The organism is Flavobacterium sp. ACN2 (genome assembly GCF_002303885.1).
In the GTDB taxonomy this organism is placed as follows: Bacteria; Bacteroidota; Bacteroidia; order Flavobacteriales; family Flavobacteriaceae; genus Flavobacterium.
Map to the genome: position 1 here is coordinate 131430 of NZ_MRCM01000002.1, position 22745 is coordinate 154174.

Sequence of the window (22745 nt, forward strand, 5' to 3'; positions counted from 1 at the left end):
AATTTATAGTTTTAAACAAAGTAACAAAGAATGAAAATTCTATTTCTTTTTATTATAAAAAATTTAACGCTGTTAAAATAAAAAAGCTGAAAGATGGCTCTTTCAGCTTTAACCTACCAACCTTTAAAACTATTTACTCTAAGACCTAAAGTCTCGTTTTATTTTGCTTTTGGAGCTTCTGTTTTTGGAGCTTCTGCTTTTTTCTCCCCTTTAGCTTTTTTGTCCGCTTTCTTTTCTGCTTTTTTATCGTGTTTAGCGGCTTTCACTTCTTTCGTTTGCGCTGGCGCTGGAGTTGTTTGTGCGTTTACCATTGAGAATGTTCCTAAAACTGCTACTGCTAAAATTGCTAATTTTTTCATGACTTTAAATTTTTTATGATTGTTTATTTTCATTTTTACAAGTCAAAGATAGAATCGTAAAATGAAGACAAAATGAAGAAAAAGTCTTACAGAAAATTTTAACTTTTAATTGGCTTTTTCAAATAACAACGTAAAAGTTGTACCTTGATTTAAAGCCGATTTAACTTTGATTTGAATATGATGAAAAGAAGCAATACTTTGTGCAATTGCAAGGCCTAGCCCCTGCCCTTCTTGATCTGAATTAATTCTCGCAAAACGGCTAAATATTTTCTCAAGTTGCGATTCGTCCATTCCTATTCCTGAATCTTTTACCGAAATAAAATAATGTTCCTCTACAAAACCGTCTTCTATAATTATTTTTCCTTTGGGCTTATTGTATTTTATAGCATTGGTTACGAGATTATAGATAAGAATATGGACTAGGGTTTTATTTCCTATAAAAACAAAATCATTTTCCATTTCGTTCATAAACTGAATATCTTTATCCTCAATTCGATCCTGAAGATCTTCCTGCAAATCAGAAACGATTTCTCTAAGATTGATTTCTTCATTTGCTTCATATTGATTATTATCTATTCTAGAAATCAACAGTAAATTATTAATGATTTTTTTCAGCATATCTAATGTCTTCAAAGAACCTGCAATCTTATCAATCGCATGATCATCCAAAGATTCATTCTGCAACAAGTTTTCAAGTTTGTTTTTAAGAAGGGCAATTGGAGTAAGAAGTTCGTGCGAAACATTCGAAATAAACTGTTTTTCCTTTTTAAAAACTTCAGTAATTCTATCCATCATTTGATTTAAAACAAAATCCAATTCTCTAAAATCTCTTGAAGTTGCTTTTATAGGAGTATGATCAAATGTTTCTGGCTCGTTTACGCGCCTGATTTTAGTATCGATAATTTTGTAAAATGGTTTTAAAAGATATTCGATATAAAAAGTATCAGCCAAAAAAGTAATCAGAAGAATTACCACAAAAACAATGATAATGAAAAGTTTAATCGCAAAAGTCAGATCATTAACCTCGCTCAAACTACTTCCTATTTCAAGCTGATAATCTTCACCTTCATACGTAAAATGATGCTGCAGGATTCGATACTCGCTTTCTTCCCCTTCTATTTTTCGATATTCATTACTGAAAGTTGTTTTTTTCTGATGTGGTTTTATGGAAACTCTGGATAAAACCAAAAATTCGCTGTGAAGTGTCGAAAACTCAGAAAAAGCATCGGTTGAATCGTCTGGATTTTCTATAAAATCATTTATTTCTTCCTTATTCAGATGTTCAATAAATTTTTTCTTTTTCTCTCGCAGTGTATTATTAATGTGATGATACACCACATTTTCTACCAAAATTGGAAGCATTAGCCATAAAACCAAAATGACCAGCAGTCTGGTCAAGGCGTTAAAAATAGCTAATTGATGTTTAATTTTCACAAGAATCGATTTATTCGTTTATACGATAACCAACATTTCGAACCGTTTCAAACCACTCTATAGCAGTATGCTTATCCAGTTTTTTTCTAAGATTACGAACATGCACATCTATAAAATTAGAATCAGAATTAACTTCTAGAATATCGCCCCAAATATGCTCTGTTAATTGCAATCTTGTAATAACACGGTTTTTATTGAGAACCAAATACTGAAAAATATCAAATTCTTTTTTGGTAAGACTGATTGGCTGATCGCTAAAGCTCACCTTATAATCCTGAAGTTGTAATAAAAAACCATGAATGCTTAAATTATTTAAAGTAAAACCATGAATTCTGCGAACTACGGCAAACATTCTTGCGGCCAATTCTGTCAACGCAAAAGGTTTGGTCAAATAATCATCAGCCCCCAAATGCAGTCCATTTATTCTATCATCCAACTCTCCACGGGCAGTAAGAACAATTACCGCAATTTTCGATTTTGTTTTTCTAATTGCCTGCAAAACCTCAAAACCATCGCCATCGGGCAAACCAAGATCCAAAAGCATAACATCGTAATCATTGCTTCCAAATTCTTCCAGAGCTTCAGCACAATTATTGGCAATTTTACAAATATATCCTGCGTTGCATAAAAAATCGTAGACTTCTACGGCAAGTTCTTTATTATCTTCAACAATTAAAACATTCATAAGCCCAACATTTAGCGCAATTAAAATTAATCAATTATAAAAAATTGAGTAGCGTATTATTAAAAAATTAACGAATGAAAAAAGCTGATAAATTTCTTCATCAGCTTCTTCAATCGCATTCTCATAATCATTATTCCTGTTTTGCCTTCGTTACAAAGCTTCGAAAACAAAATGAGAGCAATTTTTATTTTTTAGCCTTTGCTGTTTCTGGTTTTACAGCTTCTGGTTTCGCAGTTTCTGTTTTTGTCGCTTCAGTTTTTACTGATTTTGCTTTTTTATCAGATTTGTGTTTAGGGTGTTTGGTTGCTTTTACTTCTTTTGCTGGAGCTTCTTTTCCATCTTTTGCAGGAAATGCGTGAACCATTGCACTTGTTCCTAAAACTGCTACTAGTAACATTAATAAATTTCTCATGATTTCTAAGATTTAAGAATTAATAACCTTTTATTTTATACCTCAAAATTACCTTCGCAACATGAAGAGAAAATGAAGAAATCCCTGAATAAAAAATTTTAACTTGATATTAACTTTTGCAGTTTTGCTACTATATAGGCTTTATAAGTTTACCAAACTTATATCACAAAACATTATCCTTATAAAATACTAATAATCAAACAACTATCCAAAATCATTACAACCATTTTCAAACATTTTTTTTACTAAATAATAGCACTTAATTTTGTATACTATTAATTTTAAAAAGAATAAAATGGAATTGCAAAAGAGTAATAATCGAATCTTTGGAATATTCAAAGAAGGCGAATTAGTTCATTATTATATCGAGGGAAAAAAGAGAAAATTAGGGACGATTATAAAAATCGAAACATCAGGATCTTTTGAAAATTACATCATTAAGGATTACAAAAACAATGAAGAAGTTAAAGTTTATCTACATGAAAAAATGTTTTATACTACTGGAAGACTTGAAAAAATTGAATTGCTTACAAATTTAAACCTAATGAATCATCTACAATCAAATTCAGAAATACACATAATTAAGAAGTTCCAATACGATAAAAATAGTATTTCAATTAAAATTGGAGAAATTTTAAATGTTCCTTTTTTCAGCTATACAATATTTAATGAAGAAGAAATAGAGCTTGAATATGACTTGTATTTCTTAGAAGAAAAAATTGAAGAAGAAAAACTATATGATATAATTAGACATAGAAATTTCTTTCAGCCGTTTATAGTAAAAAGCAACTATCTTTCGTTCTTTTTCAATTTATTGAATAAAGATAAAATAGAATCCACTCTAGAGAACATAATTCCTTACATCACTTAAATTTGTTATTTAAAAAGCTTTAAATAATCCTATTTTTATACTTTTACATTCTTATTCTTTAAGTATAAAATATGTCAACTCAAAAACGCCTTTTTCTTCTAGATGCTTATGCACTAATTTTTCGTGGTTATTATGCTTTTATAAAAAACCCGAGAATCAACTCAAAAGGAATGGATACATCTGCAATTATGGGTTTTATGAACTCACTTTTGGATGTTATTAAAAGAGAAAAACCAGATCATTTAGCCGTCGCTTTTGATAAAGGCGGTAGCCACGTAAGAAGTGAAATGTTTGTAGAATATAAAGCCAATCGTGATGCAACACCAGAGGCTATTAAAATTGCCATTCCGTATATTCAGGAATTATTGCGAGCAATGCATATTCCTATTATTGAAATCGAGGGCTGTGAGGCCGATGACTTAATTGGAACAATCGCTAAACAAGCAGAAAAACAAAACTACAAAGTCTACATGGTAACTCCAGACAAGGATTTTGCCCAACTAGTTTCTGAAAACATTTTTATGTATAAACCTGCCCGAATGGGTAACGGAATCGAAATCTGGGGCGTTCCTGAGGTTTTGGCAAAATTTGAAATCGAAAGACCTGAACAAGTAATTGATTTTCTTGGAATGATGGGTGACGCCGTGGATAATATTCCTGGATTGCCTGGAGTTGGTGAAGTTACAGCCAAAAAATTCTTGAAAGAATTTGGAACCATGGAAAACCTTTTGGAAAATACACATTTACTAAAAGGCAAAATGAAAGAGAACATCGAAGCGAACAAAGAAAAAGGGATTCTTTCTAAAAAATTAGCCGCAATTATTACCGATTGTGATGTTACTTTTAATGAAGAAGATTACGAACTTTCTCGTCCTGATATCGAAAAAACAGATGCTATTTTTCAAGAATTAGAATTTAGAAGAATGGCAGAACAGTTTGACAATTTATTTAAAACTGATGGCACTCAAAGTGCTGCTCCAGCTCCTGATGCCAAATTATACAAAAAAGCACAGCCTAAAAACGAAGACCAATTTGATCTTTTTGGAGGCGGAAATACGAATGGAGAAAACGCTGAAATCGAAAGAACTTCGTTTTATAATACTTTAGAAAACACAGAACATTTTTACCAAACCATTCAAGGTGATTTAGGTATTAAAATGCTTTTACAAAATTTACAAAAACAGACTTCAGTTTGTTTTGATACTGAAACTACAGGAATCGATGCTTTGCACGCAGAACTTGTGGGAATGTCTTTCTCTTACGAAAAAGGAAAAGCATTTTATGTTCCGTTTCCAGAAAATCAGGAAGAAGCAAAAACTTTAGTAGATAAACTTGTTCCGTTTTTTGAAAATGAAAATATTGAGAAAATCGGACAGAATTTAAAATACGATCTAAAAATCCTTTCTAATTATGGTGTAACCGTAAAAGGAAAACTTTTTGATACGATGATTGCGCATTATCTGATTAATCCGGATATGCGTCATAATATGGATATTTTGGCAGAAACATACTTGAAATATTCACCAAAATCTATTGAAACTTTAATTGGCAAAAAAGGAAAAAACCAGCTTAATATGCGCGATGTTCCTTTAGAAGATATTAAAGAATATGCGGCTGAAGATGCCGATGTTACTTTACAATTAAAAGAAATCTTCACAACCGAATTAGATAAAACAGAAACTAAAAAGTTATTTGACGAAATCGAAATTCCATTAGTAAGCGTATTGGCCGATATGGAAACGGAAGGAATTCGTTTGGATGTAGATTTCCTAAAAGCAATGTCTTCTGAGATGGAAGTTGAAATCAAATCTTTAGAAGAAAAAATATATGAAACTGCTGGCGAGAAATTCAACTTGGCTTCTCCAAAGCAATTAGGTGATATTTTATTTGACAAACTAAAAATTGGCGGTGCAAAGCAAAAGAAAACCAAAACGGGTCAGTACGCAACTGGTGAAGAAGTTCTGACTTATTTGGCCAATGACAACCCAATTGTAAAACAGATTTTAGATTGGCGTCAGATGGTAAAACTGCAAAGCACTTATATTTTGGCTTTACCAGAACAAGTTGATAAAAAAACGTTACGCGTTCATACCGATTATATGCAGACGGTTGCTGCAACAGGACGTTTGAGCTCTAATAATCCGAACTTGCAAAATATTCCGATTCGTACCGAAAGAGGTCGTCAGATACGTAAAGCTTTCGTAGCACGCGATGAAAATTACACTTTAATCTCTGCCGATTACTCGCAAATCGAATTAAGAATTATCGCTGCTTTGAGTGGTGAAGAAAATATGATTGCCGCTTTCCAAAACGGAGAAGACATTCACAGAGCAACCGCAGCAAAAGTTTTTGACGTGGCGCTGGAAGAAGTTTCCCGCGAACAAAGAAGCAATGCAAAAACAGTAAACTTTGGAATCATTTACGGTGTTTCTGCTTTTGGATTGAGTAATCAGACTTCGTTGTCAAGAAGCGAAAGCGCTGCATTGATTGACGCTTATTATAAAACATATCCTCGTCTTAAATCTTATATTTCAGAGCAAATTGAATTTGCACGAGAAAAAGGTTACGTACAAACCATTCTAGGTCGTCGCAGATATTTAAAAGATATCAATTCTGCCAATGCCGTTGTAAGAAGTGCCGCTGAACGAAATGCTGTAAATGCTCCAATTCAAGGAAGCGCTGCTGATGTGATTAAAATTGCAATGATCAACATTCATAAAAAACTTCGTGACGAAAACTGGAAATCTAAAATGTTGCTTCAGGTGCATGATGAGCTTGTGTTCGATGTTCATAACGACGAACTCGAAAAAATCCAGCCAATGATTAAACATGAAATGGAAAATGCTTTTAAAATGTCGGTTCCATTGGAAGTTGAATTAGGAATGGGTAAAGATTGGTTAGAAGCACATTAATAATCTTAGATTTCAGATTGTTGGTTTTAGATTTTTAATAACTTTAAAACAATCTGATTTTACAATTCATAAAAAAAACCATCAGTTTCAGCTGATGGTTTTTTAGTTTTATTTTTTTCGAGTCGATTCTCTTTCTTTCAATTTTGTTTTAATGACGATTGTTTCGTATTCAGAAATTGTTCCTTCTGGTTCTTCCAATCTTTCGATTAATCTTTTTGCCGCAACTTCTCCAATTTCAACTCCATGCTGACTTACAGTTGTCAGACTTGGCGATAAACGTCTTGAAGCCAAAATTCCGTCAGCAAAACCAATGATTGAAATATCTTCTGGCACTCTGTAACCTTTTTTCAAACTTACTCTTAAAGCCGCAACAGAATCATTTTCGTCTAAGGCAAAAATTCCGTCAATTTTATGATCAAAAATCGAGTCAATTTTTGCTTTCATATCATCTTCAGAATCGGTACGAAGAATAATTTTTTCGTTAACCGGAATATTATTATCTGCCAAAGCTTTCAAATATCCATCGGCTCTCAATTTTCCAACACTTAAATTATCTACAGAAGAAATTAGAGCAATATTTTTGCATCCTAAATTAATTAAATGCTGTGTTGAGTTTAATGCAGAATCAAAATCATCTACCACAACTTTATCGCAATCTACTTCATCGGCAATACGGTCAAACATCACAATTGGTGTTCCATCATTAATTATTTCCGAAAAGTGATTGTAATCTTGAAGTTTTTGAGCTTCTTCAGAAACCGAAAGAATAAATCCGTCAATTGTTCCGTTGCTCAACATTTCAAGCGTATGAATTTCTTTCTCCAAAGATTCGTTCGAGATACAGGTAATTACATTATATCCTTTTTTATCGGCAACTTTCTCAATACCACTAAAAACTTTCGCAAAGAAAGAATTTAAAATATTAGGAATAATCACGCCAATCGTTTTTGTCTTACGATTCTTAAGATTCAAACCAATAACATTCGGCTTATAATTTTTGAGTTTGGCATACTCTTTAATCTTCACCTTGGTTTGTTCACTAATTTCTGGACTGTCATTCAATGCTTTAGACACAGTCGAAACCGAAACTCCCAGTTCCTTCGCAATTTGTTTTAGAGTTGCTTTAGCTTTCATCCAATTGAATTTTATGTAATTAATACAAATATAGTAGAATTACCTAAAATAAAACAAAAACAAGCCATTAGTATTTAAAAATATAAGTCATTTCGAAATAATAATTAATTAAACAGAGATTTTAAAACCGCTCTTACTAAAATTTCGTTAATAACTAAATACCCGTTAACTAAAAACCAATGTTATTAACCTAATAAAAAACTTGATTATGAAAAACGAAGTTAAAATTCATGAAGTTGACCCTTCACTGAATAGCAGAAGGAGCTTTCTTAAGCTCAGCGGATTAACATTAGTCACCACAGGTTTGGTCCTAGCTGGCTGCAGCGACAATGACAATGATAATGATATGCCAGACACCTCATTGCCTGGAATACGAAATGGCGTTTTTGATTTAGGCTCTGGAGATTTTGGAGTTTTGACTTACGCGTACGCTCTCGAACAACTAGAAGCCGACTTTTATACTAAAGTTGTTAATGCAAGTAGTTTTAATACTGTATTTAGCAGTCTTGAACGTGAAGTTCTAACCGATTTATACCATCATGAAGTGGTTCACAGAGATTTCTTCAAAGCGGCTTTGAATGGAGCACTTCCTGATCCAAGTTCACAATTGCTGCCTTCTTTAGCCTTTAATTATGGTTCATTAAATTTCAATAGCCGTACCGAAGTTCTTGCAACTGCAAAAGCATTAGAAGATACTGGCGTTGCTGCTTATAACGGAGCAGGGAAATTAATTAAAACAGCGGACTACTTATTATTGGCAGGAAAAATTGTTTCTGTTGAAGCCAGACATGCTGCTGCAATAAGAAGTTTAATTAATCCGAATTCGAAAGATTTTGCCGGAGATGATATTGTAAATATGTCAACAGGATTAGATGATGCAAAAGATCCATCTAAAATACTGCCAATTGCTGCTGGTTTTATCACCACAAAATTCACAGCTAAATACCTACCTTAATCTTAACCGTCAAAAACTTAGAAATTATGAACATTTTAAAATTTATAGAATCCTTTACTGACGATAATTTGATGAACAGTACTGGTTCTCGAAGAGACAGTTTTACACAGTTTGGAAATATCGGGAAAAATTTAGCTTTAGCATCAATTCCATTCGGATTGTCGGCTCTTACCAATAAGGCTTTCGCAAAAGACATTACAGCAACTCCGGCAACACCTATTGGAGCTTTGCAATTCGCGCTAACGTTAGAATATCTTGAAAACGAATTTTATGCAATGGCTTTAGATTCTGGAGTAATTCCAGCTTCAGAAAACGGAGGAAGAGACTTAAAAGTATTCCAACAAATTGCAGCACACGAATCTGATCATGTTAAATTTTTAATTGCAGGCTTAGGCGGCACCGCAAGTGTCAACTTCGTTCCTAAACCTACTTTTGACTTTACGGTTGGAGGAGCATTTAATCCGTTTGGAGATTACCCAACCTTTTTAGCTTTGGCACAAGCATTTGAAGACACAGGTGTTAGAGCCTATAAAGGACAAGCTGCAAACTTGATCACAACACCCGATTTATTGACGGCAGCATTGCAGATACATTCTGTTGAAGCGCGACATGCATCTGAAGTGAGAAGATTAAGAGGTTTAAAAGGATGGATCTCTAATGCTGAAAGAGGCGCTGGTATGCCGGCAGCAACTCAAGCCGTTTACGATGGCGAAGGCGTAACCGTTCAGGCAGGATTTAATACCGCAGCCGCTTTTGGTGCCGCAGCGGGCTCAGAAGCTTACGATGAGCCACTTACGACACAGCAAGTTGTTGATATTGCCAATATATTTATTGTATAATCACTTTTTTTCATAAATATTTAACCGTCTTTACTTTATTGTAGAGACGGTTTTTTTATTCGCAAATTATTTAAAAAACTGAAGCCCTGATTTTCAGCAGATAAAATATTCTTTCAGGTATTTGGTTTTAAAATAATTAATTGTACTTTTGCATCCCCTTTATTGGGGATGGAATGTTTAATTAAAATAATATTATGGACGCATTAAGCTACAAAACAGTTTCAGCAAGCAAAGCCACTGTAACTAAAGAGTGGATTGTTGTTGACGCTGAGGGTCATAACTTAGGACGTCTTGCTTCTAAAGTTGCAATGATTTTAAGAGGCAAGTACAAGCCAAGTTACACACCGCACGTTGACTGTGGAGATAACGTAATTGTTATCAACTCAGAAAAAATTAACCTTACAGGTACAAAATTGAATGACAAAATTTACATGCGTCATACAGGTTACCCAGGAGGACAAAGAACTTTAACTGCTAAAGTATTGCAAGCTAAAAACCCTGCATTATTAGTAGAAAAAGCTGTAAAAGGTATGTTACCTAAAAACAAATTAGGAGCTGAACTTTTTAGAAATCTAAATGTTGTTGTAGGATCTGAGCACACTCACGGAGCTCAAAAACCTAGAACTGTTAACCTAAATGATCTTAAGTAATGGGAGTTATTCACAAAATCGGTAGAAGAAAAACCGCTGTTGCACGTGTATACGTTTCTGAAGGAACTGGAAACATCACTGTAAACAAAAAAGAATTCGCAACTTACTTTCCAACTGCAACTTTACAATACAAAGTTTTACAACCGCTTTCTATGACAGAAAACGCTGGTAACTTTGATGTAAAAGTAAACGTTTACGGAGGTGGTACAACTGGTCAGGCAGAAGCTGTAAGAATGGCATTAGCACGCGTAATGTGTGAAGTTAACGCTGAAAACAGAGGAATCCTTAAACCAGAAGGTTTATTAACAAGAGACCCAAGAATGGTTGAACGTAAGAAATTCGGTCAGAAGAAAGCTCGTAAGAGATTCCAGTTCTCTAAACGTTAATATTACCTGTCTTGTTCAAATGGGACAAGACATTATCAATTATTTATTGAAATTAAAAAACACAGTTATTGTTGCTCTCCTACCGAGGTAGGATATAGTTTAGCATCTAAATGTATAAAGCCAGAGAAATCGCCATTTATACATTGCTAATCAACAGAACGTAAACTAGTACAAAAATGGCAAACAAAATAGAAGTAAAAGAATTACTAGAAGCAGGTGTTCACTTCGGACACATGACTAGAAAATGGGATCCAAACATGGCTCCTTACATTTATATGGAGCGTAATGGTATTCACATTATCAATCTATATAAAACTGCAGCTAAAATTGAAGAGGCTAACGAAGCTTTGAAAAAAATCGCTGCATCAGGTAGAAAAATCTTATTCGTAGCTACCAAAAAACAAGCAAAAGACATCGTTGCTGATAAAGCAAAAGCTGCAAACATGCCTTACATCACTGAAAGATGGCCAGGTGGAATGTTGACTAACTTCGTAACTATCAGAAAGGCAGTTAAAAAAATGTCTTCTATCGATAAAATGAAGAAAGATGGCACTTTCAACACTTTATCTAAAAAAGAGCGTTTACAAGTTGATCGTCTACGTGCTAAATTAGAGAAAAACTTAGGTTCAATTGCTGATATGTCTAGATTACCTGCAGCATTGTTCGTAGTAGATATCAAAGCTGAACACATCGCAATAAAAGAAGCTCAAAAATTAAACATTCCAGTTTTCGCAATGGTTGATACGAATTCTGACCCAAGAGAGGTTGATTACGTGATTCCTGCAAATGATGACGCTTCTAAATCAATTGACAAAATTTTATCTTTAGTAACTACTGCAGTAATCGAAGGTCTTTCTGACAGAGGTGCTGAAAAAGAAGTTGAAGCTGCTGAAGAAGCTCCTGCTGTTGAGGCTGAAGCTGCTCCTGCAACTGAAGAATAAATCAAAATTTAAATTCCAAATTTTAAATTCCAAAATCCAAATACAAAATTAAAAACGTTATGTTGATAATTTATTAAAATTGGAGTTTGGGATTTAAAAGCTGGAATTTTTTACTTTTAACATTAAAAATTCAAAATATTATGTCAACAATTACTGCTGCAGACGTAAATAAATTAAGACAATCTACAGGTGCCGGAATGATGGACTGTAAAAAAGCTTTAGTTGAAGCTGAAGGAGATTTCGATAAAGCGATCCAAATCCTTAGAGAAAAAGGACAAAAAGTTGCTGCTAACCGTTCTGACCGTGATTCTTCTGAAGGAGCTGCTGTTTCTTTTATCAATGCAGACAACACTAAAGGAGCTATCATCACTTTAAACTGTGAAACTGACTTCGTAGGTAAAAATGAAGCTTTCGTAACTTTAGCTAAAGATTTAGTTGAAAAAGCGATCAACTTCTCTTCTAAAGAAGAATTTTTAGCTTCTGATTTCAACGGAATCACTGTTGCTGAGAAATTAATCGAGCAAACTGGTGTTATTGGTGAGAAAATCGAAATCGGTGGTTTCGAAATTTTAGAAGGTGCTTTCGTTGGATCTTATGTTCACGTTAACAAAATTGCTGCTTTAACAGCTATTTCTGCTCCAATCGCTAATGCTGAGGCTTTAACAAAAGACGTTTCTATGCAAGTTGCTTCTATGGGAGCTGATACATTATCTTACAAAGATTTTGATCCTGCTTTCGTTGCTTCTGAACTTGCTGCTCGTATTGCTGTAATCGAAAAAGAAAATGAAGAAGCTGCACGTTTAGGAAAAACTTTAAAAAATGTTCCTAAATACATCTCTTTCTCTCAATTAACTCCTGAAGTTATCAAACAAGCAGAAGAAGATGCTAAAGCTGAATTAAAAGCTGAAGGAAAACCAGAGCAAATCTGGGATAAAATTCTTCCAGGAAAAGTTCAACGTTTCATTTCTGACAATACTACTTTAGATCAAGAAAAAGCTTTATTAGATCAAAACTTCATCAAAGATGATAGTAAAAAAGTTGGTGATTACGTAAAAGGATTCAATGTTGAAATTACAGGTTTCAAAAGAGTTTCTTTAGGTTAATATATTATTTTTTCAATATTAAAAAGCCCGAATATTTAGTTATTCGGGCTTTTTTTTATTTTTAGCTTTCAATTGGAAAATTTCTTGCTCGCATCAATGCATCAGATTTCGGCGCATGCCCTCTAAAATTTTCATACATCTCTTCATTATCAATAGTATTACCCACGCTTAAAACTGTCTTATAAAGACGTTCAGAAACATTCTTATCAAAAGGTCCATAACCTTCTAAAAAAGCTTCGTACGCATCTGCATTAATTACATCTGCCCATAAATAACTGTAATAACCTGCCGCATATCCATCGCTTGAAAAAATATGAGCAAATTGAGGAATTCTATGTCGCATCACGATTTCTGAAGGCATATTAATTTCACTTAAAACTTTCTTCTCAAATGCATGCGGATCGACTGTTTCAGTTGTTAAATGCAATTTCATATCAACAAAAGAACTTGAAATCGTTTCGACAGTTGCAAAACCTTCATTAAAATTAGCCGCTTTTCCTATTCTTTCTACCAATGATTGTGATAAAGGTTCGTTCGTTTTATAATGAAGCGCAAATTTATTCAACACTTCTGGAGTCGCTAACCAATGCTCTAGCAATTGCGAAGGAAACTCTACATAATCTCTGGCAACTGAAGTCCCAGAAAGACTTGGATAAGTAACATTGGAACACAATCCATGAAGCGCATGACCAAATTCATGAAACAAAGTTGTGGCATCATCCCACGAAATCAAAACAGCTTCATCGCTATTTCCTTTAATAAAATTGCAATTATTTGAAACAATTGGAAGTACATTTCCTTTTATCTTCTGCTGATCTCTATGCGAATTCATCCACGCGCCTGAACGTTTACCAACACGTGCATAGGGATCAAAATACCACAAACCAATTGGTTCTCCTGTTTTTTTATTATTCACCTCCCAAACACGAACATCGGAATGATAAACGGGAACATCAAATAATTGTTTAAATCCTAAATCAAACAATTCACCGGCCGTCCAGAACATTCCTTCTCGCAAATTCTCTAACTGCAGATATTTTTTTATTTCATTTTGATCCAAATCATATTGTGCTTTTCTCACTTTTTCCGCATAAAAACGGTAATCCCAAGGCTGTATTTTAAAATCTCCACCCTCATTATTTACCATTTCCTGCATGGCCAAAACATCATTTTTCACCTTTTCTACGGCAGGTTTCCACACCGAGTTCATTAAATCGAGCGTTTTCTGTGGGTCTTTGGCCATTTTATTAGACAAGCTCCATTCAGCAAAGTTTTTAAAACCTAAAATCTTCGCCTTTTCAGCCCTTAATCTTAAAATAAATACCAATATTTCATTTGTATCATTTTCATTCTTATTATCACCTCTTTTTACGAAAATATCAAAAGCTTTTTCTCTTAAATTTCTTCTGTTTGAGAAAGTAAGAAAAGGCTCAATCGAAGATCTCGTATTTCCAATACAGCCTAAAACATTTAGATTTCTTTCTTTCGCTTCTGCAATTGCTGCATTCTTAAATTCTTCGGGCAAACCGTCAAAATCAGCTTCGGCACTTAACTCAATATATTGATTGTTTTCTTCTGCCAACAACTTTTGACTAAAAGCGGTAAAAAGTCCCGCTAATTCCTGATTGATCTTAGCTACTTTATCTTTATCCGCTCCGGTTAGCTCTGCCCCTTCCCTAACAAAATCGCTATAATACAGCCAAAGTAAACGTCGCTGTTCCTTAGTTAAATTCTTCTTTTCATCCGATTTGTATAAGGTTTCAATTCTAGCAAACAGTTTATCATTTTGATACAGTTTATCATTAATCTCTGCCAATTTTGGAGACATTTCGGTATCAACTTCATTAAATTCTGGAGTACTCAGATTAGACCTGTAAATACCGTAGACCGCATGAATTCGATCTAATTTTTCGCCAGAAAGTTCTAAAGCTTCGATTGTATTTTCAAATGTCGGCTTTTCTGGATTATTGGCGATTGCCTCAATTTCTTCTAATTTTTCCTTGATAGAAAATTCTATTGCGGGCTGAAAATCTGGAACTTTATAAGCTGTAAAATCTGGAACTCCTCCATATGGACCGGACCAACTTTTTAATAATGAATTATCTAATTCTATTGGTGTTTTCATAACAAATACATTAATTAAGTCTGTGCAAAATTTCAATTTAAAAAAGCAACAGAATCTCAAAAATAACCAATCAAAAGCAAACTTCATATCGAAACGGATTATAAAAATTAATCCGTTTCAAAGATTTAAAAGAAATAGTTTATTTTTGAAATATCAATTTAAAAATGACATGTTTAAAACCAGAAAAGAAATTGTTTTTGTAATTTTAGCAGGAATATTTATAACCAACGCCGTTGTGGCTGAGCTAATTGGGGGAAAGCTAATTCAAATTGGTCCTTTTGTGATGAGTATAGGAATTTTGCCTTGGCCAATTGTATTTCTTACAACCGATTTGATTAATGAATATTTTGGCGAAAAAGGAGTAAAAAAGCTTTCTTTCATTACAGCATGTCTGATTGCTTATGCTTTTCTGATACTTTTTATGGCAATTGTTATTCCCGCCGCAAAAGGAATCAGCCCTGTTAACGATCAGCAGTTTGAAGCTGTTTTTGGGCAAAGTATGTGGATTATCGTCGGAAGTTTAATTGCCTTTATGGCCTCTCAGCTGATTGACGTCTGGATATTTTGGTTTTTCAAAAACAGAACTGGCGAAAAGAAAATATGGCTAAGAGCAACTGGTTCTACTGTTATTTCGCAATTGTTTGATTCATTTATTGTTCTAGGAATTGCTTTTTGGCTTCCGGGAAAAATTGATTTTGACACTTTTATATCTTCAGGGTTAATAGGATATACTTTTAAATTAGCAATTGCTATTTTATTAACTCCCGCAATTTATTTAGGGCATCATCTGATTAAAAAATATTTAGACCAAGATCCTGCACACAAGGGATAAAAAAACATATTTAGGTCATGAAAAATAATTATTTACTTATTTTATTCTCTGTTACCTATTTCTTTTTCAGCTGTGGCAATGACGAAAAAAAACAGCCTAAAAAAGTCATTCAGTCTGTCAATAAGTTGACACCAGCAACTATGAAGATACCCCATAAAGTTTCTTCAAAAAACATCACCGCTCCAAAAGAGTTTGAATCAAAGAAAACTACTGCTCAAAAAAATCCTTTTTCACTTAAAAATCCGATAGAAGTAAACAAATTAAGCTCTCAAGCGGAAAATACTGTTGTAAGTCCTCCAATCTCTGTAAAAAAAGAAGTCAATGAGGAATTATTGAATTTTGTTAATGTCCGTAAAATATTAGCAAAATGCAAAATGGGCCAGACGATGACTCAAAAACAGTTAACGGAACACTTTGAAATTCCCGAAGAAGCTGTCAAACTAGTAAAAAGCGTAACCAAAACGGCAGAAAATGAATTGGCCGTAAAATGGCAATCTACTTGGCTTGTTGAAAGAGTATCTGACGCAGAACTTGAAGACGGCAAAATGAAAGTAGTCTTTAAGGCCAATAAAATGTACACTTCTGGAAATGCAATTGGTATAAAATACAATCGAAAAATCTACACTAATTTAGTCATTGTTGGACGTTCTGCTTATATCCCGAGTGTAAAAGGATATAGCTGGCAAATAGGAAGATAGAAAAAGAAAAAAACTATTAAAAAGCAAAAAAAAATCATATTTACCTAAAAACCAACAAATTATAAAAAAATGTTAAATAAATACGAAAAAACTGATTTTAAAAGCTAGTTTTTCTTAAAAAAGATTTTACTTTTGTTAAAAAATTTAACAAACAAATCTACCAAAATGAAAAAACTAAGTATTTTTTTTGTGTCTGTATTGGCACTAGGATTATCAGTATCTTGCAGCAGTAATGACAGTGATAACGCGTCTCTTGAAGGGAAATGGGAAGTATACCAAGACGGAACTATTGTTGACGGAAAAGAAAAATTAACTCCAGTAGTTTACGAAGGAGGTTGCAACAAAGATGTTTTTGAAATTCAAGCAGGAGGAAAATTCATCGATCATTATTCTGAATACAGCAATTCAAAATGTAATGATTATTCTGAAAATGGAACTTGGACTAGAAAAGACAATACAATAACTGTTAAATATGACGGTGATACTTCTGTTGATAATGGAGAAATCTTAGTATTAAATAAAACAACTTTAAAAATTAAATATACATACAGTGTATCTGAAACATATGTAGTTGAGTTCAAACGCATATAATTTTTTTGAAACTTTTTTTAAACCTCAAGCCTTCAAGTTTGAGGTTTTTTTTTACATTTAAAATAAAAAGATGGAACCAATAAGATGCAGCTGGTGTTCTGCCAGCGATTTATATAAAAAATATCATGATGAAGAATGGGGCGTTCCTGTTTATGATGATCCTACTTTATTTGAATTTTTAATTTTAGAAACTTTTCAGGCTGGTTTAAGTTGGATTACAATTTTAAACAAAAGAGAAAACTTCAGAGCTGCTTTTGATTATTTCGATTATAAAAAAATAGCTCTTTACTCTGAAGATAAAATTGAAGAGCTAATGCAGAATACAGGAATTATTAGAAACAAACTAAAAATTAAGGCAGCGGTTTCTAATGCTCTCGCTTTTATGAAAGTCCAAGAGGAATTTGGTTCTTTCTCCGATTATATTTGGAAATATACTGATGGAAAACCGATTGTAAACCATCTAAAAAATTCAAAAGATGCCCCAGCTACTACTCCTCTTTCAGATGAAATCAGCAAAGATTTAAAAAAACGCGGATTTAAATTTGTTGGCTCGACAGTTATTTATGCACACATGCAGGCAACTGGAATGGTCAATGATCATGTGGAAGATTGCTTTACCCGAAAAAGAAAATAGTCTCTGTTTTCAGTCACAGTTTTCAGTTTTTTTGAACCTGAAACTTGAAACCTGAAACTTTTAAACAAAAATTACATATATTTGCTTCACACTTTAGGGGTGTCTACAAACTTGTAGGCTGAGATTTTACCCTCTGAACCTGATCTAGTTCATACTAGCGTAGGGAAAAGTAAGATGACTTCTGCACGCATTTCTATGCGTTCTTGTAGCCATTCCTAAGGTGTATCTATACACTAAACTCAAATAAGGAATGGAACTAAAAATCAATCAACAAACTAAAAAATTCAATGCTGAATCGCTAAGCGTTCAATCATTGCTCGATCTCGAAATTCCGCACAAACAAAACGGAATCGCTATTGCCGTCAACAATACTGTTGTTCCAAAAAATAAATGGAGCGAATTCTTCGTACAAGAAACTGACGAAATTTTAATTATTTCTGCAACGCAGGGAGGATGACATAAATTCCAATCTAAAAATTCCAAATTCCAATTATATACTGGATGCAGACGCACTGCGGTGCGTCTCTACAATTCACATTTTACATCTAACTTTTTACAATATACAAGATTATGACAACAGAAGAACAAATATCCAGAACCCCGTTTCCGAATTCTAAGAAAGTATATATCGATGGAGAAATTCATCCCATAAAAGTAGCAATGCGCGAAATTGGTTTAAGCGATACTAAACTTTCAAATGGCGGAATTGAGAAAAATCCACCCGTAACCGTTTATGACACTTCGGGCGCTTACACAGATCCAAATATTGAAATTGATATTAGAAAAGGATTGCCGAGATTAAGAGAACAATGGATTTTAGATCGAAATGATGTTGAAATCCTAAACGAAATCACCTCAGATTATGGCTTAAGCCGATTAAAAGATGAAAGTCTAAATCATCTTCGTTTTGAATATTTACATCAGCCAAAACGTGCTAAGAAAGGCGCGAATGTAACACAATTGTATTACGCCAAACAAGGCATTATTACTCCAGAAATGGAATATATTGCGATTCGTGAAAACCAGCGTATTGAACTTTTAAATGAGCAAACCAAAGCCATGCAATGCCAGCACGGTGGGAATAGTTTTGGTGCAAATACCCCAAAAAACAAAATCACTCCAGAATTTGTACGCACTGAAGTTGCCTGCGGAAGGGCGATTATTCCAAACAACATCAACCATCCAGAAAGCGAACCTATGATTGTGGGACGTAATTTCTTGGTGAAAATAAATGCCAATATCGGAAATAGCGCCGTGACTTCAAGCATTGAAGAAGAGGTTGAAAAAGCCGTTTGGGCTTGCCGTTGGGGAGCTGACACTATAATGGATTTATCCACAGGAAAAAACATTCACGAAACCAGAGAATGGATTATTCGTAATTCTCCTGTACCAATTGGAACCGTTCCAATTTATCAGGCATTAGAAAAAGTAAAAGGAATTGCCGAAGATTTAACTTGGGAAATTTTCCGTGATACACTGATTGAACAAGCAGAACAAGGCGTTTCGTATTTTACTATTCACGCTGGGGTTTTGCTTCGTTATATTCATTTAACTGCCAATCGTGTTACCGGAATCGTTTCACGAGGCGGATCTATCATGGCAAAGTGGTGTTTGTTTCATCATAAAGAAAACTTCCTTTACACGCATTTTGAAGAAATCTGCGAAATCATGAAACAATACGACGTTGCCTTTTCTTTGGGAGATGGTTTACGTCCAGGTTCGATTGCGGATGCGAATGACGCTGCACAATTTGCCGAATTAGAAACTTTGGGTGAATTGACAAAAATTGCTTGGAAACACGATGTTCAGGTTTTTATTGAAGGTCCAGGGCACGTACCAATGCACATGATTAAAGAAAACATGGACAAACAGCTGGAACATTGTCATGAAGCTCCATTTTATACTTTAGGCCCTTTAACTACGGATATTGCGCCAGGTTACGACCATATCACTTCGGCAATTGGGGCCGCTATGATTGGCTGGTACGGGTGCGCGATGTTGTGCTATGTTACACCGAAAGAACATTTAGGTCTACCGAATAAAAAAGATGTCAAAGATGGGGTAATCACTTATAAAATTTCTGCTCATGCTGCCGACTTAGCGAAAGGCCATCCGGGTGCGCAGTATCGCGATAACGCGTTGAGCAAAGCAAGATTTGAATTCCGTTGGGAAGATCAGTTTAATTTGGCCTTAGATCCAGATACAGCAAGAGAATTCCACGATGAAACACTTCCTGCTGATGGCGCAAAAGTAGCACACTTCTGCTCGATGTGCGGTCCTAAATTCTGTTCTATGAAAATATCTCAGGAAATTAGGGATGTTGCTGCAGCTGAAAAAGGAATGCAGGAGAAATCGGAAGAATTTATTGAACAGGGGAAAGAGATTTACATCTAAAAGAACATAGAGGAAAGAAAATAGAAAAAAGAACATAGAGGAAAGATATGATTGTGATTACAAATCCTTTTTTTATTGAAGATGAAATTCAAATTCTTCATTCTTTATTGGAAGAAGGATTGTATTCGCTTCATATCCGCAAACCTGATTTTTCAGAAGTAGAAACGGCAAAGTTCATTCATCAGATCAAATTAGAATTTCGGACTAATCTGGTTTTGCACAGTCATCATCAGTTAGCCGAAGATCTTGGCATTGAAAGATTTCATTTTTCTGAGAAAGATAGAAAAGAATTTCCTGCAAGGTTTCCAAAACCTTGTAGGTTTAAATGCGAATCAATTTCAACATCAACGCATTCCATCGAAGATTTCAATTCGTTAGAAACGAAATTTAATTATGCGTTCTTAAGTCCTGTTTTTAAAAGTATTTCTAAAGAAAATTATTCTCCTCAAAAAGATCTTTTTGAAGAAATAAAATCAAGAAAAAATCATAAAACAAAAATGGTTGCTTTGGGCGGAATTGATTCAGGAAACATTCAAAAAGCATTTGAAAATGGTTTTGATGATGTCGCACTTTTGGGAACTATTTGGAAAAATGAAAATCCGTTAAAACAATTTAAATTATGTCAGAAAATCGTCCATTCGCACTTACAATAGCAGGTCTAGATCCGTCTGGAGGCGCTGGAATTTTGGCTGACATCAAGACATTTGAACAGCTTAAAGTGACTGGTTTTGCTATTTCTACAGCGAATACTATTCAAACTGAAAATCAGTTTTATGAAATTCAGTGGACTGATTTGAGTTTTGTAATTCGTTCAATCGAAACTTTGTTTTTAAATTATAAAATCAGCGTTGTGAAAATAGGAATTGTGTCTTCTTTACATGATTTAAACCAGATTCTTTCAATTATAAAACAGCTTTCTCCTTCAACAAAAATTGTTTGGGATCCTGTTTTGAAATCGACTACAAAATTTGAATTTATGAATATTGAAGATCAATTAGATTTAAATAAAATACTGTCAAAAATAGATTTGATTACACCGAACTATCATGAAGCTGAAATTTTATTTCCTGATTATATTTCTAAAAAAAATAGATTTTCAACGAACATTTTATTAAAAGGCGGACATAACGAAAAGGCACTAGGAACAGATCGTCTGTTTCTAAAAGATGAAGTATTAGAATTGCTTCCATCAGAAAAAAACTGCTTTGAAAAACATGGCTCAGGTTGTGTACTTTCTTCTTCCATTGCTTCGAATTTAGCTTTAAATCAGCCTATAAAAGAAGCCTGCAAAAACGCTAAAATCTATATCGAAAATTACTTAAGCTCAACTACAACTTTAATAGGATATCACTATGTATAGCAAACTTCAATATATCTCGCAGGGCGAAACTATCGAAAATCAATTGTATAATATTCATAAAGCACTTGACGCTGGTTGCAATTGGATACAAATGCGTTTTAAAAGCCAAACACAAAAAGATGCTTTCACTTTAGCGGAAGCGGTAAAATTTTTATGCGAAAAATACACCGCCAATTTTATTGTAAATGACGATTTGCATCTTTCCAAAGAAATAGACGCTTGTGGAGTTCACTTAGGATTAACCGATACAAAAATCGACGAAGCAAGAGCAATTTTAGGCGCTGCAAAAATTATCGGAGGAACTGCAAATACTTTTGAAGATATTGAAAATCATGTTAAAAATGGCTGTGATTATATTGGTTTAGGACCTTTTCGCTTTACTGCCACAAAAGAAAAACTAAGTCCAATTTTAGGATTATCAGGCTATTTCGATATTCTTCAAAAACTGAAAAAAAATAAAATCGATATTCCTGTGTATGCCATTGGAGGAATCACATTAAGAGACGTGAGTCCGTTAATGGAGACTGGAATTCATGGAATTGCCGTTTCTGGAATCATTACCGAAAGTGATGAGAAAGAAAAATTAATTCAACAACTAAACGAAAAATTACATGCAAACATCATTGTTTAATATAGGAGACAAAACCCTTCAATCCCGCTTGTTTCTTGGAACGGGAAAATTTGGTTCTAATGAAGAAATGGAAAGCGCTATTTTAGCTTCAGAAAGTGAATTGGTTACGGTTGCCTTAAAACGTATCGATCTGGAAACTGATACAGATGCTATTTTATCGCATTTAAATCATCCAAATATTAATTTATTACCCAACACTTCAGGAGCAAGAAATGCCAAGGAAGCTGTTTTTGCAGCACAACTGGCTCGTGAAGCTTTAGAAACAAACTGGGTAAAACTCGAAATTCATCCCGATCCGAAATATTTAATGCCAGATCCAATTGAGACTTTAAAAGCAACAGAAGAATTGGCTAAACTCGGCTTTATTGTACTTCCTTACATTCATGCTGATCCTGTTTTGTGCAAACATTTAGAAAGTGCAGGAACTTCTGCCGTTATGCCTTTGGGTTCGCCAATTGGAAGCAATAAAGGTTTAAAAACGATTGATTTCTTAGAGATTATAATTGAACAAAGTGCGGTTCCTGTTATTGTCGATGCAGGAATTGGAGCTCCTTCTGATGCCGCAAAAGCAATGGAAATTGGTGCCGATGCTGTTTTGGTAAATACTGCAATTGCTGTTGCAGGAAACCCGAAATTAATGGCTGAGGCTTTTAAGGAAGCTGTAATTGCAGGAAGAAAAGCCTTTGAAGCCAAAGTTGCCAATCAACAAAATTATGCTTCGGCTTCTAGCCCTTTGACTTCTTTTCTTTATGAGTAATTTTTGGTTTCACGCAGATTTCTGCAGATTAAAGCAGATTTA

24 protein-coding genes and 1 riboswitch are annotated in these 22745 nt (G+C 34.0%); of the genes, 18 read left to right on the forward strand and 6 right to left on the reverse strand.

Annotation, left to right across the window (positions count from 1 at the left end):
• Positions 1–158 precede the first annotated feature (158 nt).
• The 4 genes from BSF41_RS02495 to BSF41_RS02510 form a co-directional block, all read right to left on the reverse strand.
• Positions 159–359, reverse strand: coding sequence for a hypothetical protein (locus tag BSF41_RS02495; RefSeq protein ID WP_095928199.1), 201 nt, complete (start codon positions 357–359; stop codon positions 159–161).
• A 105-nt stretch (positions 360–464) separates the two neighbouring features.
• The gene (locus BSF41_RS02500) at positions 465–1793 is read right to left on the reverse strand and encodes a cell wall metabolism sensor histidine kinase WalK (protein ID WP_253251748.1); all 1329 of its coding nucleotides are present in this window, start codon (positions 1791–1793) and stop codon (positions 465–467) included.
• A gap of 10 nt (positions 1794–1803) precedes the next feature.
• Entirely contained in the window at positions 1804–2478 is a 675-nt protein-coding gene (locus tag BSF41_RS02505; RefSeq protein WP_095927946.1) for a response regulator transcription factor, read from the reverse strand.
• A 184-nt stretch (positions 2479–2662) separates the two neighbouring features.
• Complete coding sequence (locus BSF41_RS02510; protein WP_095927947.1) at positions 2663–2890, reverse strand: hypothetical protein; 228 nt, start codon at positions 2888–2890, stop codon at positions 2663–2665.
• A 295-nt stretch (positions 2891–3185) separates the two neighbouring features.
• Between BSF41_RS02510 and BSF41_RS02515 the strand changes: the two genes are divergently transcribed.
• Complete coding sequence (locus BSF41_RS02515) at positions 3186–3761, forward strand: hypothetical protein (RefSeq protein ID WP_095927948.1); 576 nt, start codon at positions 3186–3188, stop codon at positions 3759–3761.
• A gap of 71 nt (positions 3762–3832) precedes the next feature.
• Positions 3833–6673 carry a DNA polymerase I gene (gene polA, locus BSF41_RS02520; protein ID WP_095927949.1) on the forward strand — a complete coding sequence of 947 codons (2841 nt, stop codon included), beginning with the start codon at positions 3833–3835 and terminating at the stop codon, positions 6671–6673.
• 108 nt (positions 6674–6781) lie between these two features.
• Here polA and BSF41_RS02525 read toward each other — a convergent pair whose 3' ends face one another.
• Complete coding sequence (locus tag BSF41_RS02525) at positions 6782–7807, reverse strand: LacI family DNA-binding transcriptional regulator (RefSeq protein WP_095927950.1); 1026 nt, start codon at positions 7805–7807, stop codon at positions 6782–6784.
• Between the two features lie 208 nt (positions 7808–8015).
• Between BSF41_RS02525 and BSF41_RS02530 the strand changes: the two genes are divergently transcribed.
• The 6 genes from BSF41_RS02530 (at position 8016) to tsf (ending at position 12681) form a co-directional block, all read left to right on the forward strand.
• On the forward strand, positions 8016–8762 hold the full coding sequence (locus BSF41_RS02530) for a ferritin-like domain-containing protein (RefSeq protein WP_095927951.1): 747 nt from the start codon (positions 8016–8018) through the stop codon (positions 8760–8762).
• A gap of 26 nt (positions 8763–8788) precedes the next feature.
• Positions 8789–9601: a ferritin-like domain-containing protein gene (locus BSF41_RS02535; protein WP_095927952.1), complete on the forward strand. Its 813-nt coding sequence runs from the start codon at positions 8789–8791 to the stop codon at positions 9599–9601.
• Between the two features lie 194 nt (positions 9602–9795).
• On the forward strand, positions 9796–10251 hold the full coding sequence (gene rplM, locus BSF41_RS02540) for a 50S ribosomal protein L13 (protein ID WP_095927953.1): 456 nt from the start codon (positions 9796–9798) through the stop codon (positions 10249–10251).
• Positions 10251–10637 carry a 30S ribosomal protein S9 gene (gene rpsI / locus BSF41_RS02545; RefSeq protein ID WP_035645327.1) on the forward strand — a complete coding sequence of 129 codons (387 nt, stop codon included), beginning with the start codon at positions 10251–10253 and terminating at the stop codon, positions 10635–10637. The genes rplM and rpsI overlap by 1 nt, the downstream gene beginning before the upstream one ends.
• A gap of 176 nt (positions 10638–10813) precedes the next feature.
• On the forward strand, positions 10814–11578 hold the full coding sequence (gene rpsB / locus BSF41_RS02550; protein WP_095927954.1) for a 30S ribosomal protein S2: 765 nt from the start codon (positions 10814–10816) through the stop codon (positions 11576–11578).
• 140 nt (positions 11579–11718) lie between these two features.
• The gene (gene tsf / locus BSF41_RS02555; RefSeq protein ID WP_095927955.1) at positions 11719–12681 is read left to right on the forward strand and encodes a translation elongation factor Ts; all 963 of its coding nucleotides are present in this window, start codon (positions 11719–11721) and stop codon (positions 12679–12681) included.
• Positions 12682–12742: 61 nt separating this feature from the next.
• Here the strand turns inward: tsf and BSF41_RS02560 are convergent, their stop codons facing one another.
• Positions 12743–14806, reverse strand: a complete 2064-nt coding sequence (locus BSF41_RS02560; protein WP_095927956.1) for a M3 family metallopeptidase — start codon at positions 14804–14806, stop codon at positions 12743–12745.
• Positions 14807–14975: 169 nt separating this feature from the next.
• Here BSF41_RS02560 and BSF41_RS02565 point away from each other — a divergent pair, with 169 nt between their 5' ends.
• The 10 genes from BSF41_RS02565 (at position 14976) to BSF41_RS02610 (ending at position 22703) form a co-directional block, all read left to right on the forward strand.
• A complete protein-coding gene (locus tag BSF41_RS02565; protein WP_095927957.1) occupies positions 14976–15638 on the forward strand; it encodes a queuosine precursor transporter in 663 nt (220 codons plus the stop codon).
• Positions 15639–15655: 17 nt separating this feature from the next.
• The gene (locus BSF41_RS02570) at positions 15656–16336 is read left to right on the forward strand and encodes a hypothetical protein (protein WP_095927958.1); all 681 of its coding nucleotides are present in this window, start codon (positions 15656–15658) and stop codon (positions 16334–16336) included.
• Positions 16337–16501: 165 nt separating this feature from the next.
• Positions 16502–16927: a lipocalin family protein gene (locus BSF41_RS02575; protein WP_141248110.1), complete on the forward strand. Its 426-nt coding sequence runs from the start codon at positions 16502–16504 to the stop codon at positions 16925–16927.
• Positions 16928–16997: 70 nt separating this feature from the next.
• Positions 16998–17561, forward strand: coding sequence for a DNA-3-methyladenine glycosylase I (locus tag BSF41_RS02580; RefSeq protein WP_095927960.1), 564 nt, complete (start codon positions 16998–17000; stop codon positions 17559–17561).
• 85 nt (positions 17562–17646) lie between these two features.
• Positions 17647–17744, forward strand: a riboswitch (TPP riboswitch).
• Between the two features lie 67 nt (positions 17745–17811).
• On the forward strand, positions 17812–18018 hold the full coding sequence (gene thiS, locus BSF41_RS02585; protein ID WP_095927961.1) for a sulfur carrier protein ThiS: 207 nt from the start codon (positions 17812–17814) through the stop codon (positions 18016–18018).
• Positions 18019–18131: 113 nt separating this feature from the next.
• Complete coding sequence (gene thiC / locus BSF41_RS02590) at positions 18132–19955, forward strand: phosphomethylpyrimidine synthase ThiC (RefSeq protein ID WP_095927962.1); 1824 nt, start codon at positions 18132–18134, stop codon at positions 19953–19955.
• A gap of 47 nt (positions 19956–20002) precedes the next feature.
• Positions 20003–20608, forward strand: a complete 606-nt coding sequence (locus BSF41_RS02595; protein ID WP_095927963.1) for a thiamine phosphate synthase — start codon at positions 20003–20005, stop codon at positions 20606–20608.
• Positions 20575–21315: a hydroxymethylpyrimidine/phosphomethylpyrimidine kinase gene (locus tag BSF41_RS02600; protein ID WP_095927964.1), complete on the forward strand. Its 741-nt coding sequence runs from the start codon at positions 20575–20577 to the stop codon at positions 21313–21315. Before BSF41_RS02595 ends, BSF41_RS02600 begins: the two co-directional genes overlap by 34 nt.
• Positions 21308–21946 carry a thiamine phosphate synthase gene (locus BSF41_RS02605; RefSeq protein WP_095927965.1) on the forward strand — a complete coding sequence of 213 codons (639 nt, stop codon included), beginning with the start codon at positions 21308–21310 and terminating at the stop codon, positions 21944–21946. The genes BSF41_RS02600 and BSF41_RS02605 overlap by 8 nt, the downstream gene beginning before the upstream one ends.
• Positions 21927–22703: a thiazole synthase gene (locus BSF41_RS02610; protein WP_095927966.1), complete on the forward strand. Its 777-nt coding sequence runs from the start codon at positions 21927–21929 to the stop codon at positions 22701–22703. Before BSF41_RS02605 ends, BSF41_RS02610 begins: the two co-directional genes overlap by 20 nt.
• The last annotated feature ends 42 nt before the right edge of the window (positions 22704–22745 follow it).

Excerpts from the sequence above, each read along its gene's own strand:
- BSF41_RS02495 (WP_095928199.1), bottom strand. The coding sequence starts at position 359 with ATGAAAAAATTAGCAATTTTAGCAGTAGCAGTTTTAGGAACATTCTCA.
- BSF41_RS02505 (WP_095927946.1), bottom strand. The coding sequence starts at position 2,478 with ATGAATGTTTTAATTGTTGAAGATAATAAAGAACTTGCCGTAGAAGTC.
- BSF41_RS02510 (WP_095927947.1), bottom strand. The coding sequence starts at position 2,890 with ATGAGAAATTTATTAATGTTACTAGTAGCAGTTTTAGGAACAAGTGCA.
- BSF41_RS02515 (WP_095927948.1), top strand. The coding sequence starts at position 3,186 with ATGGAATTGCAAAAGAGTAATAATCGAATCTTTGGAATATTCAAAGAA.
- polA (WP_095927949.1), top strand. The coding sequence starts at position 3,833 with ATGTCAACTCAAAAACGCCTTTTTCTTCTAGATGCTTATGCACTAATT.
- BSF41_RS02525 (WP_095927950.1), bottom strand. The coding sequence starts at position 7,807 with ATGAAAGCTAAAGCAACTCTAAAACAAATTGCGAAGGAACTGGGAGTT.
- BSF41_RS02530 (WP_095927951.1), top strand. The coding sequence starts at position 8,016 with ATGAAAAACGAAGTTAAAATTCATGAAGTTGACCCTTCACTGAATAGC.
- BSF41_RS02535 (WP_095927952.1), top strand. The coding sequence starts at position 8,789 with ATGAACATTTTAAAATTTATAGAATCCTTTACTGACGATAATTTGATG.
- rplM (WP_095927953.1), top strand. The coding sequence starts at position 9,796 with ATGGACGCATTAAGCTACAAAACAGTTTCAGCAAGCAAAGCCACTGTA.
- rpsI (WP_035645327.1), top strand. The coding sequence starts at position 10,251 with ATGGGAGTTATTCACAAAATCGGTAGAAGAAAAACCGCTGTTGCACGT.
- rpsB (WP_095927954.1), top strand. The coding sequence starts at position 10,814 with ATGGCAAACAAAATAGAAGTAAAAGAATTACTAGAAGCAGGTGTTCAC.
- tsf (WP_095927955.1), top strand. The coding sequence starts at position 11,719 with ATGTCAACAATTACTGCTGCAGACGTAAATAAATTAAGACAATCTACA.
- BSF41_RS02560 (WP_095927956.1), bottom strand. The coding sequence starts at position 14,806 with ATGAAAACACCAATAGAATTAGATAATTCATTATTAAAAAGTTGGTCC.
- BSF41_RS02565 (WP_095927957.1), top strand. The coding sequence starts at position 14,976 with ATGTTTAAAACCAGAAAAGAAATTGTTTTTGTAATTTTAGCAGGAATA.
- BSF41_RS02570 (WP_095927958.1), top strand. The coding sequence starts at position 15,656 with ATGAAAAATAATTATTTACTTATTTTATTCTCTGTTACCTATTTCTTT.
- BSF41_RS02575 (WP_141248110.1), top strand. The coding sequence starts at position 16,502 with ATGAAAAAACTAAGTATTTTTTTTGTGTCTGTATTGGCACTAGGATTA.
- BSF41_RS02580 (WP_095927960.1), top strand. The coding sequence starts at position 16,998 with ATGGAACCAATAAGATGCAGCTGGTGTTCTGCCAGCGATTTATATAAA.
- thiS (WP_095927961.1), top strand. The coding sequence starts at position 17,812 with ATGGAACTAAAAATCAATCAACAAACTAAAAAATTCAATGCTGAATCG.
- thiC (WP_095927962.1), top strand. The coding sequence starts at position 18,132 with ATGACAACAGAAGAACAAATATCCAGAACCCCGTTTCCGAATTCTAAG.
- BSF41_RS02595 (WP_095927963.1), top strand. The coding sequence starts at position 20,003 with ATGATTGTGATTACAAATCCTTTTTTTATTGAAGATGAAATTCAAATT.
- BSF41_RS02600 (WP_095927964.1), top strand. The coding sequence starts at position 20,575 with ATGTCAGAAAATCGTCCATTCGCACTTACAATAGCAGGTCTAGATCCG.
- BSF41_RS02605 (WP_095927965.1), top strand. The coding sequence starts at position 21,308 with ATGTATAGCAAACTTCAATATATCTCGCAGGGCGAAACTATCGAAAAT.
- BSF41_RS02610 (WP_095927966.1), top strand. The coding sequence starts at position 21,927 with ATGCAAACATCATTGTTTAATATAGGAGACAAAACCCTTCAATCCCGC.